Origin of the sequence: Aggregatibacter sp. 2125159857 (assembly GCF_017798005.1) — a bacterium.
GTDB lineage: Bacteria > Pseudomonadota > Gammaproteobacteria > Enterobacterales > Pasteurellaceae > Aggregatibacter.
In genome coordinates this window covers 1,601,342-1,615,924 of record NZ_CP072548.1, presented here as the reverse complement: position 1 = coordinate 1,615,924, position 14,583 = coordinate 1,601,342, and the positions used below count along the sequence as shown (strand labels likewise).

The 14,583-nt window shown below is 43.0% G+C and carries 10 protein-coding genes; 6 read left to right on the top strand and 4 right to left on the bottom strand.

The window, feature by feature from the left end; translation table 11 throughout:
• Positions 1–21 precede the first annotated feature (21 nt).
• The 3 genes from ftsA (at position 22) to lpxC (ending at position 3,584) form a co-directional block, all read left to right on the top strand.
• A complete protein-coding gene (gene ftsA, locus J5X96_RS07895) occupies positions 22–1,302 on the top strand; it encodes a cell division protein FtsA (RefSeq protein WP_021617060.1) in 1,281 nt (426 codons plus the stop codon).
• Between the two features lie 84 nt (positions 1,303–1,386).
• A complete protein-coding gene (ftsZ, locus tag J5X96_RS07890) occupies positions 1,387–2,658 on the top strand; it encodes a cell division protein FtsZ (RefSeq protein ID WP_209362856.1) in 1,272 nt (423 codons plus the stop codon).
• A gap of 8 nt (positions 2,659–2,666) precedes the next feature.
• Entirely contained in the window at positions 2,667–3,584 is a 918-nt protein-coding gene (gene lpxC / locus J5X96_RS07885) for a UDP-3-O-acyl-N-acetylglucosamine deacetylase (protein WP_209362854.1), read from the top strand.
• Positions 3,585–4,216: 632 nt separating this feature from the next.
• On the opposite strand, the gene J5X96_RS07880 is transcribed toward lpxC, so the two are convergent.
• Positions 4,217–5,884, bottom strand: coding sequence for an anaerobic C4-dicarboxylate transporter (locus J5X96_RS07880; RefSeq protein ID WP_209362852.1), 1,668 nt, complete (start codon positions 5,882–5,884; stop codon positions 4,217–4,219).
• Between the two features lie 307 nt (positions 5,885–6,191).
• On the opposite strand from J5X96_RS07880, the gene serS reads away from it, so the two are divergent.
• Positions 6,192–7,499 (top strand): serine--tRNA ligase, encoded by a 1,308-nt coding sequence (gene serS, locus J5X96_RS07875; protein ID WP_209362851.1) that lies wholly within the window; start codon positions 6,192–6,194, stop codon positions 7,497–7,499.
• Between the two features lie 186 nt (positions 7,500–7,685).
• Here serS and J5X96_RS07870 read toward each other — a convergent pair whose 3' ends face one another.
• Entirely contained in the window at positions 7,686–9,107 is a 1,422-nt protein-coding gene (locus J5X96_RS07870) for a sucrose-specific PTS transporter subunit IIBC (protein WP_209362849.1), read from the bottom strand.
• 85 nt (positions 9,108–9,192) lie between these two features.
• Positions 9,193–10,197: a 16S rRNA (guanine(1207)-N(2))-methyltransferase RsmC gene (rsmC, locus tag J5X96_RS07865; RefSeq protein WP_209362846.1), complete on the bottom strand. Its 1,005-nt coding sequence runs from the start codon at positions 10,195–10,197 to the stop codon at positions 9,193–9,195.
• A 67-nt stretch (positions 10,198–10,264) separates the two neighbouring features.
• Between rsmC and J5X96_RS07860 the strand changes: the two genes are divergently transcribed.
• Positions 10,265–10,705, top strand: a complete 441-nt coding sequence (locus J5X96_RS07860) for a DNA polymerase III subunit psi (RefSeq protein WP_209362844.1) — start codon at positions 10,265–10,267, stop codon at positions 10,703–10,705.
• Between the two features lie 12 nt (positions 10,706–10,717).
• Positions 10,718–11,161, top strand: coding sequence for a ribosomal protein S18-alanine N-acetyltransferase (rimI, locus tag J5X96_RS07855; protein ID WP_209362842.1), 444 nt, complete (start codon positions 10,718–10,720; stop codon positions 11,159–11,161).
• 2 nt (positions 11,162–11,163) lie between these two features.
• Here rimI and recC read toward each other — a convergent pair whose 3' ends face one another.
• Complete coding sequence (recC, locus tag J5X96_RS07850; protein WP_209362840.1) at positions 11,164–14,571, bottom strand: exodeoxyribonuclease V subunit gamma; 3,408 nt, start codon at positions 14,569–14,571, stop codon at positions 11,164–11,166.
• Positions 14,572–14,583 lie beyond the last annotated feature (12 nt).

Genomic DNA, 14,583 nt, shown 5'->3' with positions numbered 1-14,583 from the left:
TATTAATAGTGAAGTTAAAAAATGTCTAAAATTGTGGAATCAAAGACTATTGTAGGATTGGAAGTCGGTACATCAAAAGTGGTTGCCGTAGTGGGTGAGGTATTGCCTGATGGCGTGGTAAACGTGCTTGGTGTCGGCAGTTGCCCTTCTAAAGGAATTGATAAAGGAAGCATTACGGATCTCAATGCAGTAGTGACTTCAATTCAACGCGCCATTGAAGCGGCTGAATCTGTGGCTGACTGCCGTATTATGAGCGTAACGCTAGCCATTACCGGTGAACATATTCAAAGTCTAAATGAAAATGGCTTTGTTCCGATTGCCGAAGGCGAAGTCACACAAGATGAAATTGATTCCGCGATTCACACAGCCAGTTCGGTGAAAATGCCGGAAGGGTTGTCTTTGTTGCACATTATTCCACAAGAATTTGCCGTTGATAAGCAAATGAATATTAAAAATCCACTAGGTTTGCAAGGTGTGCGTTTAAAAGCGCAGACCCATTTAATTGCTTGTCATCAAGATTGGTTAAACAATCTGAAAAAAGCGGTAGAACGTTGCAAATTAAAAGTGGAGAAAATTGTCTTTTCCGGTTTGGCTTCAAGTTATTCTGTATTGACTGAAGATGAAAAAGATTTGGGCGTCTGCTTAATTGATTTCGGTGCCGGCACCATGGATATTATGGTGTATATTAATGGGGCATTGCGCTTTAGTAAGGTGATTCCTTACGCCGGTAATCGTGTGACCGATGATATTGCTTATGCTTGTGCGACCTCAAGAATGGAGGCTGAAAGCATTAAAGTGAATCATGGTAGTGCATTTTGTCCACCGAAACATCATGCGGATAAAAAAATTGAAGTCTCTAGCATTGGTGGGCGTGGTCCGCGTACATTGACTCGCGAACAACTTTCGATGGTGACATCTGCCCGCTATAAAGAATTATTAGGTTTAGTTAAAAATGAACTTCTTTATTTAAAAGCGGACTTAGATTCTAAAAATATGAAATGTGAGCTTATTGCCGGCATTGTCATCACCGGTGGTGGCGCACAAATTGAAGACTTAAAAGAATGTGCCGCCGAGGTATTCGGTACTCACGCTCAAGTGCGTATTGGTAGCCCGTTAAATATTACCGGTCTTACAGATTACGTCAATAAACCACAATATGCAACGGTCATTGGATTATTGCAATATGGACATAGTAATGAAGATGAAGGTCCAATCAATGAGGAACATACCGATAGCGGATTTTTAAGTGCTTGTGGCAATATCATGAAAAAAATTTTTAATAAAGTGCGGTCGGAATTTTGAGAATTTTGATTTTTCATCTACAATATGAACAATTTGGGTTTAATACGCCGATAATTTGTCGGCACTAACGGAGAATAGGTAATTATGTTTGAGCCGGTGGATTACGATCTTGGTGAAATGAGTGGTGCGTTGATTAAAGTCGTCGGTGTTGGCGGTGGCGGCGGTAACGCGATTAATCATATGGTTGCAAATATGCAGCAAAAAAATGCCGGTAATCTAATTACTGACGATGCTCTATTTAACACCGATGAGCATGGTAAGATTGAATTCTATTCTGTGAATACAGATGCTCAAGCGCTTCGTAAGAGTCAAGCCCAACAAACCGTTCAAATCGGTGCGAATACAACGAAAGGATTAGGTGCCGGTGCAAACCCAAATGTCGGTCGTAAAGCGGCTGAAGATGATCAGGATGCCATTCGTAAAATGTTGGAAGGGGCTGATATGGTATTTATCGCTGCCGGTATGGGCGGTGGTACAGGTACCGGTGCAGCACCGATCGTGGCTCAAATTGCAAAAGAATTAGGTGTTCTTACCGTCGCTGTGGTGACGAAGCCGTTTGTATTCGAAGGTAAGAAACGGATGATGTTTGCTGAAATGGGAATTAAAGAGTTATCGAAATATGTGGATTCTCTTATTATCATCCCTAACGAGCAATTAACGAAGGCCATGCCTAAAAATGCCACATTGATACAAGCATTTTCCGCCGCAAATGATGTGTTGAATAATTCTGTGACCGGTATTTCCGATATGATCACATCTCCAGGGTTGATTAACGTGGACTTCGCTGACGTGCGTACCGTGATGTCAGAAATGGGACAAGCGATGATTGGCTTTGGCGCAGCACAAGGTCCACAAGGAGAGGGGCGAGCTGAAGAAGCCGCAAAAATTGCCGTGAAAAGCGATCTATTAGAACGTGTGGATTTATCCGGTGCGAAAGGTGTTTTAGTTAATATTACTTGTGGTATGGATTTGGGATTATCTGAATTCAACGCTGTAGGTGAGACCGTGAGAGGGTTTGCTTCGGAAGAGGCAACCGTGGTTATCGGTACGACATTAGTGCCGGATATGGTTGATGAAATTCGTGTAACTATTGTTGCGACCGGTATCGGCGAGCCTGAAACGCCGGAAATTCAAATTCCTGCTCGTCCTCAGACAGTACAGGGAAATACTCAACCGGGTCTTCAACCGATTAGTACAGCCTTTGGTAGTTTGGGAACTCGAGCGCCAAATTATGGTCAGATAACACAAGATAACGTATCTGAACGTGGTCAACAAAAGCCGGAAGATAAACCTATTCCTGCTAATGTTGATTCACTGTTTAATGTACGTGATTTTATGCGTAATAATGACAAATAGAGAGAATTATGATTAAGCAAAGAACCTTAAAACAAAGCATTAAAGTCACCGGTGTTGGCTTGCATAGCGGTAACAAAGTTACTCTGATTTTGCGCCCGGCAATGCCGAATACTGGGGTGGTCTATTGCCGTACTGATTTGAATCCGCCGGTGACATTCCCGGCTAACGCAAATTCAGTGCGTGATACAATGCTTTGTACTTGCTTAGTGAATGAACAAGGTGTGCGTATTTCAACGGTTGAACATCTTAATGCCGCATTGGCTGGATTAGGTATTGATAATGTGATTGTTGAAGTAGATGCACCGGAAATTCCAATTATGGATGGTAGTGCAAGTCCATTTATTTATTTATTACTTGATGCGGGTATTGAAGAGCAAAATGCACCGAAGAAATTTATTCGTATTAAACAAAAGGTACGCGTAGAAGATGGTGATAAATGGGCTGAATTTTCTCCTTATAACGGTTTCCGTTTGAACTTTACGATTGATTTTAATCACCCGGCAATTAGCAAAAATGTACGTAATTATGTGTTGGATTTTTCCGCACAGGCGTTTGTTCAACAAATTAGTCGCGCAAGAACCTTTGGTTTTATGAAGGATATTGAATACCTTCAATCCCAAGGCTTAGCTTTAGGCGGTAGCTTGGATAATGCCATTGTGCTTGATGATTACCGAATTTTGAATGAAGACGGTTTACGTTTTAAAGATGAATTGGTTCGTCACAAAATGTTAGATGCGATCGGTGATTTATATATGTGTGGTTATAACATCATTGGTGATTTCAAAGCCTATAAATCAGGTCATGGTTTGAATAATAAATTATTAAGAGCGGTATTGGATAATCAAAAGGCGTGGGAGTTTGTTACCTTTGAAGACAAACAACAAGTTCCACAAGGTTATGCTGCACCGGCTCAAATCTTAATTTAATATCTAAAATAGTCGGTTATAAAAAGCTATATTTCATTAGAAATATAGCTTTTTTTGTATCACGTTTTATCAGTTAATCGACATAAACAAGGCTACTTCATGAGAAGTAGCCTTTTTATTATAGCCAGCCAAAGTCTGGCTATAAAAACCATACGCAACATATATGGAGCCAAATAGCTTAAGTGATGAACAGAAAAATCCTCGCGATATAATGAATAAGGCTGACAACCGAAATTCAACATTATAGGAGGATTATTTACCCCTCGTAGCGTGTAACTTGTTGCACGAATGATTAACCTCGACACGTAATTCACGATTTTATGCGTAGCGTGCATCTTGTGCGCGAATGATTAACACTCGGATGTGTAATTCACGATTTTATGCGTAGCGTGCATCTTGATGCACGACCAAATAACGCACGGAACGTTATTTAACTCTTTCGGGCATTCATGATTTCGTGCAACAAGTTGCACGCTACGATTCATTTAAAATAGTGATATGAAAATAAACACGGTTACCGGTTTTCACAAGCCCCTTGGGGGGGCTTGTGAAGTATAGACCCTTGTAGAGGGGAGCCTAAAAACCGCACGTTTTACGTGCGGATTGTTATTTGAGATTAAATCTAATCTAAATTACAAGTATCCAAACATAGTTGTGAAGATATAACCAAAGATACAGGAGGTAATTACACCGATTAAGCCCGGTAAAATAAAGCTGTGGTTGATGACAAACTTACCGATGTGGGTGGTACCGGAGCGGTCAAATTGAATCGCTGCCAAGTCACTTGGGTAGGTCGGTAAAATGTAGTAACCGTAACAAGCCGCTGCGAAGGCAAGAATAATCGCCGGGTCAACACCGATACCTAATGCCAGTGGTACGAATGCCACTAATGCCGCCGCTTGGGAGTTAACGAATTTAGAGATTAATAGTAGCATCACAGCATAAGTCCAAGGATGAGCTTTTACGACGTCCCCTAATGCCGCTTTCATCATCGGTGTATGGACGGTAAACATGGTTTCTGCCATCCAAGAAATCCCGAACACTGCTACTAATGCAATCATACCGGAACGGAAGATTTCATTTTTACTGATTTTGCCGGCGTCGGTTTTTGTAAAGATGATGATTAATGAACCGGCTAATAGCATGAAGATTTGAATGACATGAACCATGCCTAAATTGACTTTTTTCTTCACGGAGTCTTTTAAGACGATTGCTGCATTTTCAATGGTTTCTGTTTTATCCGCGGCAGTAATGATCACATTGTTATCTTGTAAAGCAATCGTTTGGGTTAATGTGCCTTCGTTGTCATAAATCTCAGCGCGGTCATAAACTGTTTTGGCTTTGGCTTTGTTGTCTTTAACATCAAGAGCGACTTTACCGTCTTTAGCTACGGCAAGAATTTTACCATCTTTCACGTTAAAGCTTTTGACTGCTTTATTGCCTGAAAGTACTTCAACTACTTGCGCCGGTGTGCTTTTCTCAAAGGACGGACGCAATTCTTTGAAATACCCTAATATGGCAACCACTAAAATCGCACCGAAGAAAATCCACATCGCATTCCAGCTGGATTGTGGTAATTTTTTATCGAGTAGGGAAGCGCTGTCGCCATACACATATTTTTTGAATTCAGGATCTTTTAATTTTTCTTGGAATTCTTGGTCTTTATCTAAATCTTTACCACGGAACCAGCTGAAGATACCGATGGCTAAAACACCACAAAGGGTAGATGGTACAGTGATTTTTAATAAATCTAAGTAACCGTCAAAACCGGCTAAATGGTTTTGTGCATTCACTAAGAAAGCCGTTAAGGTGACTACCGCAACGGAAACCGGGGAAGCGATGATACCCATTTGTGAGGCGATAGAACTGGCTGCCATTGGGCGTTCCGGACGAATGTCGTTTTTAATCGCGATATCGTAAATAATCGGTAACATGGTATAAACCACGTGGCCGGTACCGCAAAGAATCGTCAGGGTGCAGGTAACGAATGGGGCGAGAATACTGACGTATTTCGGGTTTTTACGCAGTAATTTTTCTGCGATTTGCAACATCACATCTAAACCGCCACTGGCTTGTAACGTTGCAGATGTTACCACCACTGCAAGGATGGTTAACATGACATCGATTGCCGGTTTACCCGGTTCAATGCCGAAACCGAACACCAAGACAATAAGACCGATACCGCCTAACAAACCTAGAGCGATACCGCCTTTTTTGGCGCCGTAGAATAAACAGATTAAGACGATCGCAAGCTGAATTGCAAATTGCGTGCCTTCACTTAAGTTCATGAGAAATTCCATAGAGACTCCAGAAATAATTTCATTTGGTGATGAGAAAATCAACGCCAGTCTAGCATTAAGGCTACTTATTAAGTAGTAGAATTAGGAAAATTTTTGCGTTACATCAAAATTTTATCGGTGTGTTTTTCAACGCATAGCGATGATTCACTTCTCGCCTAACCTGTAAAAAAGCTGGCAGTGAGAAAAAACATGGTGATTTTCAACCGCACTTTAGTCTATGTTTTTACTAGTTTATTGGTTGAATACGATATAGAATAAACACAATTTTTAACGCAGTATTAATAAACAGAAGAAGAAAGGTAACAGTATGATCGATCCGAATTTACTTCGTAATAATCTGGCAGAAGTTGCAGAAAAATTAAAAATTAAACGTGGTTTTATTCTTGATGTGGACAACATCACGCAATTAGAAGAAAAACGCAAAGCCTTACAGGTCAAAACCGAAACGTTACAAGCAGAACGTAATGCGCGTTCTAAAGCGATCGGTGCGGCAAAGGCCCGTGGAGAAGATATTGCGCCGTTGTTGGCGGAAGTGGATCACATGGGCGCAGAATTAGAACAGGGTAAAGTTGAGTTAGAAAAAGTACAAAATGCGTTAAATGACATTGCCTTGAACATCCCGAATATTCCTGCAGATGAAGTGCCTTTGGGGAAAGATGACACTGAAAATCTTGAAGTATCCCGTTGGGGCGAACCACGTAAATTTGATTTTGAGGTAAAAGACCACGTGGCGTTAGGCGAAAATTTAGAAGGCTTGGATTTCGCTTCTGCGGTGAAATTAACCGGTTCCCGTTTTGTGGTGATGAAAGGTCAAATTGCCAAATTACATCGTGCTATCGCGCAATTTATGTTGGATTTACACACGGAACAACATGGCTACACGGAAGCTTATGTGCCTTATTTAGTGAACCACGATACGCTTTATGGCACAGGTCAATTACCTAAATTCAGTGAAGATTTATTCCACACGAAACCGCTAGAAGGGCAAGACCCAAATGAAGTGCAACGCACTTATGCATTGATTCCGACAGCGGAAGTGCCGGTTACTAACTTGGTCCGTGGTGACATTTTAGAAGCGGAAAATTTACCGTTAAAAATGACCGCACATACGCCATGTTTCCGTTCTGAAGCGGGTTCTTATGGACGTGATACACGTGGCTTAATTCGTATGCACCAATTTGATAAAGTGGAATTGGTTCAAATTGTGGAACCGGAAAAATCCATGGATGCCTTGGAAGAACTGACAGGTCATGCGGAAAAAGTCTTGCAATTACTTGGTTTGCCATATCGTAAAGTATTACTTTGCACCGGTGATATGGGCTTTGGTTCTTGTAAAACTTACGACTTAGAAGTTTGGGTACCGGCGCAAAATACATACCGTGAAATTTCTTCTTGCTCTAACATGTGGGATTTCCAAGCGCGTCGTATGCAAGCACGCTGTCGTTCAAAAGGTGACAAGAAACCTCGCTTGGTGCACACCCTTAATGGTTCCGGTTTAGCCGTGGGTCGTACCTTAGTGGCAGTTTTGGAAAACTATCAAAATGCCGATGGTTCAATTACCGTACCGGAGGTTTTACGTCCTTACATGGGCGGATTAGAGGTGATTGGCAAATAACTCATACGCGATTTAGAAAATCAACATAAAACCACCGCACTTGAGTCTGTTCGTTAAAAACCAGCCTAAAATACCCTTAAGGGCAGATTCTCATGGGTAATATCATGAAAAGTGCGGTGGTTTTTTATGGAGAATTGGAGCTAAAAAATAGGCAACATCTTTGAGGTGTTACCTATTTTTTTGTTGTTAAGCTTTGGCTTGCGCCCGTTTCACTAAAACCGTGGAAAGGCTGAACGCCACAATAAAGGAAATGGCCATGCCAATGCTGTACATCGCAAGGCTGTCCGGTTTAATCGACGGAATACCTAAGAAACCTGCCGCACCAAGGGCGATGGCTTTTACGTTAAAGAAGGCAATGAAGGCACTTGCCAGACCGGAGCCAATCATCGCCGCGATAAAGGCTTGACGGTAACGCAAGTTCACCCCGAACATGGCAGGCTCAGTAATACCAAGCAACGCAGAAATGCCGGAAGGAATGGCCAAGCCGCGTACTTTTGGATCTTTTAAGGCAAATGCCACGCCCAAACAGGCGGCGCCCTGCGCAATGTTAGACATTGCCGCAATTGGGAAAATAAAGGTACCGCCGGTGCGTGCCATTTCCACCAATAATTGGGTTTCCACCGCAATAAAGGTTTGATGCATACCAGTAATCACGATGGGGGCGTAGAAAGTACCGAAAATTGCACCGCCGATGAAACCTAATGTGTCATATAACCAGGTTAACCCTGCGGCAATTAATGAACCGGCTTCACGTCCGATTGGGCCGATAAGAGTAAACGCCAAGAAACCTGCGATAAATAAGGAAAATAACGGGGTAATCAGGTTATCTAGATAAGACGGCACAAATTTACGAAACGTTTTTTCTAACGTTGCCAACACCCAAGCAGAAATTAAGGTTGGGATCACGGTGCCTTGGTAACCTACACGTTCAATTTGCAAACCAAACACATTCCAATATTGGATTTTGCCTTCTGCCAGCGTTAAAGCATAGTTCCAACCGTCAGCCAGTGCCGGGTGAACCAATAACATCCCTAATGCGGCCCCAAGGAATGGGTTACCGCCAAACTTACGGGTGGCAGAGAAACCAAGCAACACCGGCAAGAACACAAACGGTGCATTGGCAATGGTGTTAATGAAATCCACTAAATCTTTCAGTTCGGGATGCATGTCGATGACGCTGAGTTCATCTACAAAGAACCCTTTGGCGGTAAGCATGCTGTAAATACCCATCAACAAACCGCCTGCCACAATGGCCGGAATGATCGGCACGAAGATATCCGCTAAACCTTTCACCAAACGTTGCAACAAACTTTGATTACCGCCTGCCGCTTCTGCTACTTCCGCTTTACTCACATCGCCGATGCCTAGCAATTTGGTTAATTCAGCGTGAACTTTATTCACCGTGCCGGAACCAAAAATAATTTGATATTGGCCTGCTACAGCAAATTGCCCTTTTACGCCTTCAATGTTGTCAATGCCTTCCTTGTCCACTTTGCTTTCATCATTTAGCACAATACGCAAACGGGTAGCACAGTGAGCCGCAGTGACAATATTTTCTTTGCCGCCAAGTTTTTCAATCACTTGTTGGGCAATGTTAGGAAAGTTCATAGTCTTCTCCCGAAGTAGTAAATAATAGGTAGAATTCTAGCTAAAAGGGTTTTGCCGAGCTAGCAAAATTTAGTGCAGGATTCACTCATCCGCGCACAGAATACACCTTAAATTTGTTATTTTTCGCCAATACCTCATGGCCACCGAAATGTTGATCCAGCCAGTCGGCATAAGGCAAAAAGGCATTCGCCACAATGCGCAATTCCCCACCGGCTTTAAGATGCCATTTGGCTTGTTTAATCAATTCGTTAACGGCGGTATAGGCGGTATCAATGCCGTCATGAAACGGCGGGTTGGAAATGATCAGGTCAAATTTACCTTCCACATGAGAAAACACATCGCTTGCCTGCACCGTACCTTGCAACTGATTTTCTCGCAACGTTCGCTGTGCCGATTCAAGCGCCATGGCGTGAATATCCGTCATCACCAGCTTGGTTTTCGGATGATATTTTTGAATGTAACTGCCAATCACGCCTGCGCCACAACCGATATCCAGTACATCGCCCGACACGTTTTTTAACGTGGACAACAACAATGCGGTGCCGCCATCCAGTGCGGCTGCGCTGAAGACGCCCGGCAACGCATACACGGTGACATCAGCAAGTTGTGGATGTTGGTATGATTTCCAGAAGGAATTCAGCTCAAAGTGCGGTGGATTTTTTAGCTGAAAATGATAAAGACTACAACGGCGGGCAGAGTCGATTTTGTGAATATCGCCGAAGTCCGCAAGCCTATTTTCGGCAGAACGTACGCCGCTTCGATTTTCGCCGACAATGAGAATTTCTTGTCCCACCGGGCTTTTGGCAAGCATTTGCATTAATTGGAAATGGCATTCCTGCTTGTTCTTCGTCCAATAAAACAGGATCAAATCGGCTTGGCATTGAAATTCAAGGGAAAAATCCACCGCACTTTGATGCTTTTGATTTTCTCGATTGGCGTAATCAAAATACCAACTCCAAGCGCGGGCGTTAAAACCTTGGCGTCGTAAATGGGAAAGAAACTCATCGTTCACCGCGCCGGTAAGCAATAATGATTTCCCCGTTAAAAAATCTAAATGCCGTCCCAACACTTCGCTTTCTGCACAAATCACGCTATTAATCCTCTGCCTTATTGGTTAAAATGGGCGCCCATTATACTGGATTGAATTGATTTTAGATATGCAAGAAACGCGCCAACCTTACTCCCGTCGAGATGTATTACTGCAACAAATGGGCATTAGCCAATGGCAGTTAGTGCGTCCGGAAGCGTTGAAAGGCGCAATGAATATCACGGTCGCCGAGCATATCCGTCTGGTGATCGTTAGTCAGCAAAATCTATTGCAACAACCTGTTGTGCAGGATGTGTTACGCAGCCTGACACTGGATAGCGAGCAAGTATTAAACATCACCTTTGAACAACTTGCTTATTTGCGAGTTAACCATAAAGTCAGTTATTGGTTGCTTTCTCAAAACACCTCGGAAAACGACCGCACTTTAGCGCTCCCACAACCGTTAAATGTGTGGCAGTCAGGTGATCTTGAGGAATTTAAACAATATCCGCAGGCAAAGCGTCAATTTTGGCAAACCATTCAACAATCCCCTTCCATCAATGCCGAATAACAAGGATTTATCGTGATAACCATTTCGCCCATTGAAGAACAAGATTTTGACGCACTTTATTCCATTGAGCAGACGGCTCACGCCGTGCCTTGGAGTTTAGGTACGCTGAAAAATAACCAAGGCGAGCGTTATCTCAATTTAAAGATTGTCGAAGGACATCAGATTTACGGATTTGCTATTTGTCAGACCGTACTAGATGAAGCCACCCTGTTTAATATTGCTATCGATCCGCAAAAACAAGGCTTAGGACTTGGACGACAGCTCTTAAACGAGCTCATCACCCAACTCAGACAAAAAGGCATTTTGACATTGTGGCTGGAAGTGCGCGAATCCAATAAAAAAGCCCAAGCGCTTTATGATTCGCTGGGCTTTAATCAAGTAGATATCCGTAAAAACTATTACCCGACGCCCAATGGCAAACGGGAAAACGCCGTAGTGATGGCAGCCTATTTATAAGGCTATTTTTCTTTTTTTGTCTCTTTTTTGATGGCTTGCCACATTGGCGCAAACCAGTTTTTCACCTGTTGATTTATCCAATTCAAATCTAATTCCTGCGTTTGTACCAACACACGTTGCCAATATAAATCCCCGCGAGAACGCTCATCACCAAAAGCGATTTTATTTAATAAGGCAAAACATTGGTCAAAATCCACCGCACTTTCATTGGAAATCAGTTCCAAATACGCGTCAATGCCCGTTGTCGGAATCAACTGTAATTGTGCCTGCCCGGATAAATAGCTTTCGACATAAATTTGCAGTTGCGCAAGGGCATCCTGTTGAGACACTACCTGAAAGATCTCGCGTTTATCCTTGCCTTGGAAAAGGGATTCCGCCGGCTGCGGCTGCGTGGCACACAACAATAAATGATATAACCACGCTTCAATACGATCTTTGTCTTTGACGGTTGCCATGCGCCAAGTCACACGCTGTAACGGGTCGCCATATAAGTGGGAGATATTGCCTGATAAGGTGATGTTACCGAATGCTGTCGGCAAAGTCATTTGTACAAAACGGTTTTGTGGCGTTTGTTCCACATAATCGGCAATATAGTGTTTAAATTCCGCCACTTCATCCAATAATTTATTGGCGTAGAGTGTCGCAAATTCACCTCTTGGCAATACGCCTTTCACCTTCAAATGATCAAAAAATGCGTCGATTTGGTGTTCATCGACATCCACCAAGTCCGCATGAATCAGGTATTTCTCTAAGCCATTATTTAAAACGAAATTTTCACTGTCGGCGATACTTTCTTCCTGTTCGGAAAAATTCACACCGAGGTGGCGTTCAAAGAAAAATTTCACCGGATTTTTTACAAACGCCACCAAACGAGAAAATTCAATCTCCGTTTCTTGCTCGAAACCATCCTGCGCTATCGCCGGTTGAATAAAATTCGACAATGCTTGATTGGATTGCGAATTCACCAAAGGCAACCATTGTTGCGCAAAAGATTGGCTAAAAGTGCGGTCGTTCTTTTCAAAGTTTTTTCGACTGAATGCCGTCATGCCGTGTTGTTGCACCAGCAATGCCCGCCAATCCTTACCTTCATCCGGCAGATTTTCCACAATGTAATCCAACAACTGGCTCACCAATACGGAGGGCTCACGTTCTTGATTATCTGAAATAGAACGCCCGATGTAGCTGATATACAAATATTCCTGCGCAGACAGCAAAGCCTCAAGGAACAAGTAACGATCATCATCACGGCGCGCACGGTCGCCTTTAATGCGGTGATACTGCATTAAGTCAAAACTATTTGGCGGCTGTTGACGTGGGTATTCACCGTCATTCATACCGAGCAGGCAGACCACTTTAAACGGAATAGAACGCATCGGCAGCAACGTGCAGAAATTCACTTTGCCGGCCAAGAAACGGTAGTGATTTGGGTTTTCTTCTAACGCACCACTCATGACATCAGCCACAACATCAACGCCCAAGAGCTCCTCAAAATGCACGTTCTGTAACTGTTCTGCAAATTGCTGAATCACGTCTTTAATATAAAATAAGGTTTCCTCGGTTTCCGTTGTCGCAGCAAAGAAACGATCCGTTAAGGTCAACAAATGTTGTTGCCATTGCACCACAGAATAGCGTTGTTGTAGCGTTTGATACCACTCAGATAAGGCGGCAACAAATTCAGCCAGTTGCCCTGCCATCTGCCCTTTTAAACCAAAACTGTTATCCACTCCAAGGCTGTCTTGCCAAATACCATTTTCTTCCCGTAAGGCATACCCCAACAACATGCGTTCCAAACCGGCTTGCCAGGAATTATAGTTGCTTTGCACCTCACCATGAGGTTCTGCACTTTGTTTCTCTAAACCAAAACGTACGCCGGCATTTTTCACCCAATCTCGAATTTGTGCCAAATCCTGCAATTCAATATTAAAGCGTTGGCGTATTGCCGGCACATCTAACAGCGCCAACACGTCTTCTGCACTGAAAAGACTTTCTTTGAGCTGCAATAAAGAGAGGAAACCGGCAATAATCACATCATTTTCCGATAATTTATTATCCGAAATAGAAAATGGAATGGCAGTTTGCGGCGTAGCATATTGCCCGAAAACCGCGCGAATATAAGGGGTGTATTTATCAATATCCGCCGCCATCACGATGATGTCTTTTGGGGTCAAATGGGGATTTTCTTGTAATAAATGCAGCAGATAATCCTGCAAGACTTCCACTTCCCGCATCGTGCTGTGGCAAGCATGGAAGGTTAAAGTGCGGTCATTTTCTTGATAGTTTAACGGCTCACTGCCACTCGGTATAAGGTGCAAAATCTGATGTTGAATTTGACTCAATAAATTCTTCGGTTCAATCTCCGCATAGGCAGAAATCTCATTCGGTTCCAATTGCGTTAATAAATAAGAAAAATCGCGTCCCAATTTTCCCCATGAAGCCAACAAGGGGTTGCCGACCTGCAATTTTTCCTGTGCGTAAGTCACCTCCCATTGCTGCTCTACCTGCGCTCTTTGTTCTGCGGATAACAACGGTTTATTGGCTTGGTTGAAATAATCGGTTCGAGTGCGTAACGCTAATTTTTCGACAAATGTGGGATCCACAATGTCCCCCCAATATTCCTCGCAAGGATTATTGAAGAACAAATGCACATCGCAATATTGGCTAATGGCTTGAAAAATTTCTAAATAGGCTTTCGGCAACGCCGGAATACCGAAAATAAAAAGGCGTTCAGGCAGAAAGAGCGGTCGATTTTCACGGAGTTTTTCTAACAGCAACTGGTGTAAATGCGCACGGTGTTGCACTAACTCCAATCCCGTTTCTGTTTTTACCGCCTGCACTAAAGCCCGCCACAAACTCTCCTGCCAGGCAATATTTTGTTCAATCTGTGCCGATAAACGATCATTATTGAAATTGGATTGAGCTTCAATTTGATGATGAATATCTGCCTCTTGGTTCGCTTCCCAAGCAGCGATCCAGTCCGGGCGGTAAACCAAATATTGGTCGAATAAATCGGCAATTTTCCCGGCAAGTTGATAGAGTTTAAATTGCTCCGATTGCACAGAATGCGCCAGATAATGCCGTAAAGGATAGAAAGCCTCTTGTTCTAAATATTGAGGAATTAAGTGCATCAAACGCCACATCATGGCGTTTTTATTAAATTGATTACTTTGCGCAACATCGGGCAAGTTTTCTGCATAAAGTTGCCAAATAAAACTGGCGGGCATCGGGAAAGCAAAATTTGCTGCAATGCCTTTTTGCTCTGCAATTTGTAACTGTAACCATTGTGCCATGCCCGGACTTTGTACCAGCACCGTTTCCGGCTGTAATGGATTGCTCAGCGGTTGACGTTGAATTAATTCAACGAGAATGTCCTTTTGCACCTCAAGTTGATTAGAATGATAAACAGTAAACACGCCGCCTCCGGA

Excerpts from the sequence above, each read along its gene's own strand:
- lpxC (WP_209362854.1), top strand. The coding sequence starts at position 2,667 with ATGATTAAGCAAAGAACCTTAAAACAAAGCATTAAAGTCACCGGTGTT.
- J5X96_RS07860 (WP_209362844.1), top strand. The coding sequence starts at position 10,265 with ATGCAAGAAACGCGCCAACCTTACTCCCGTCGAGATGTATTACTGCAA.
- ftsZ (WP_209362856.1), top strand. The coding sequence starts at position 1,387 with ATGTTTGAGCCGGTGGATTACGATCTTGGTGAAATGAGTGGTGCGTTG.
- J5X96_RS07870 (WP_209362849.1), bottom strand. The coding sequence starts at position 9,107 with ATGAACTTTCCTAACATTGCCCAACAAGTGATTGAAAAACTTGGCGGC.
- ftsA (WP_021617060.1), top strand. The coding sequence starts at position 22 with ATGTCTAAAATTGTGGAATCAAAGACTATTGTAGGATTGGAAGTCGGT.
- J5X96_RS07880 (WP_209362852.1), bottom strand. The coding sequence starts at position 5,884 with ATGGAATTTCTCATGAACTTAAGTGAAGGCACGCAATTTGCAATTCAG.
- serS (WP_209362851.1), top strand. The coding sequence starts at position 6,192 with ATGATCGATCCGAATTTACTTCGTAATAATCTGGCAGAAGTTGCAGAA.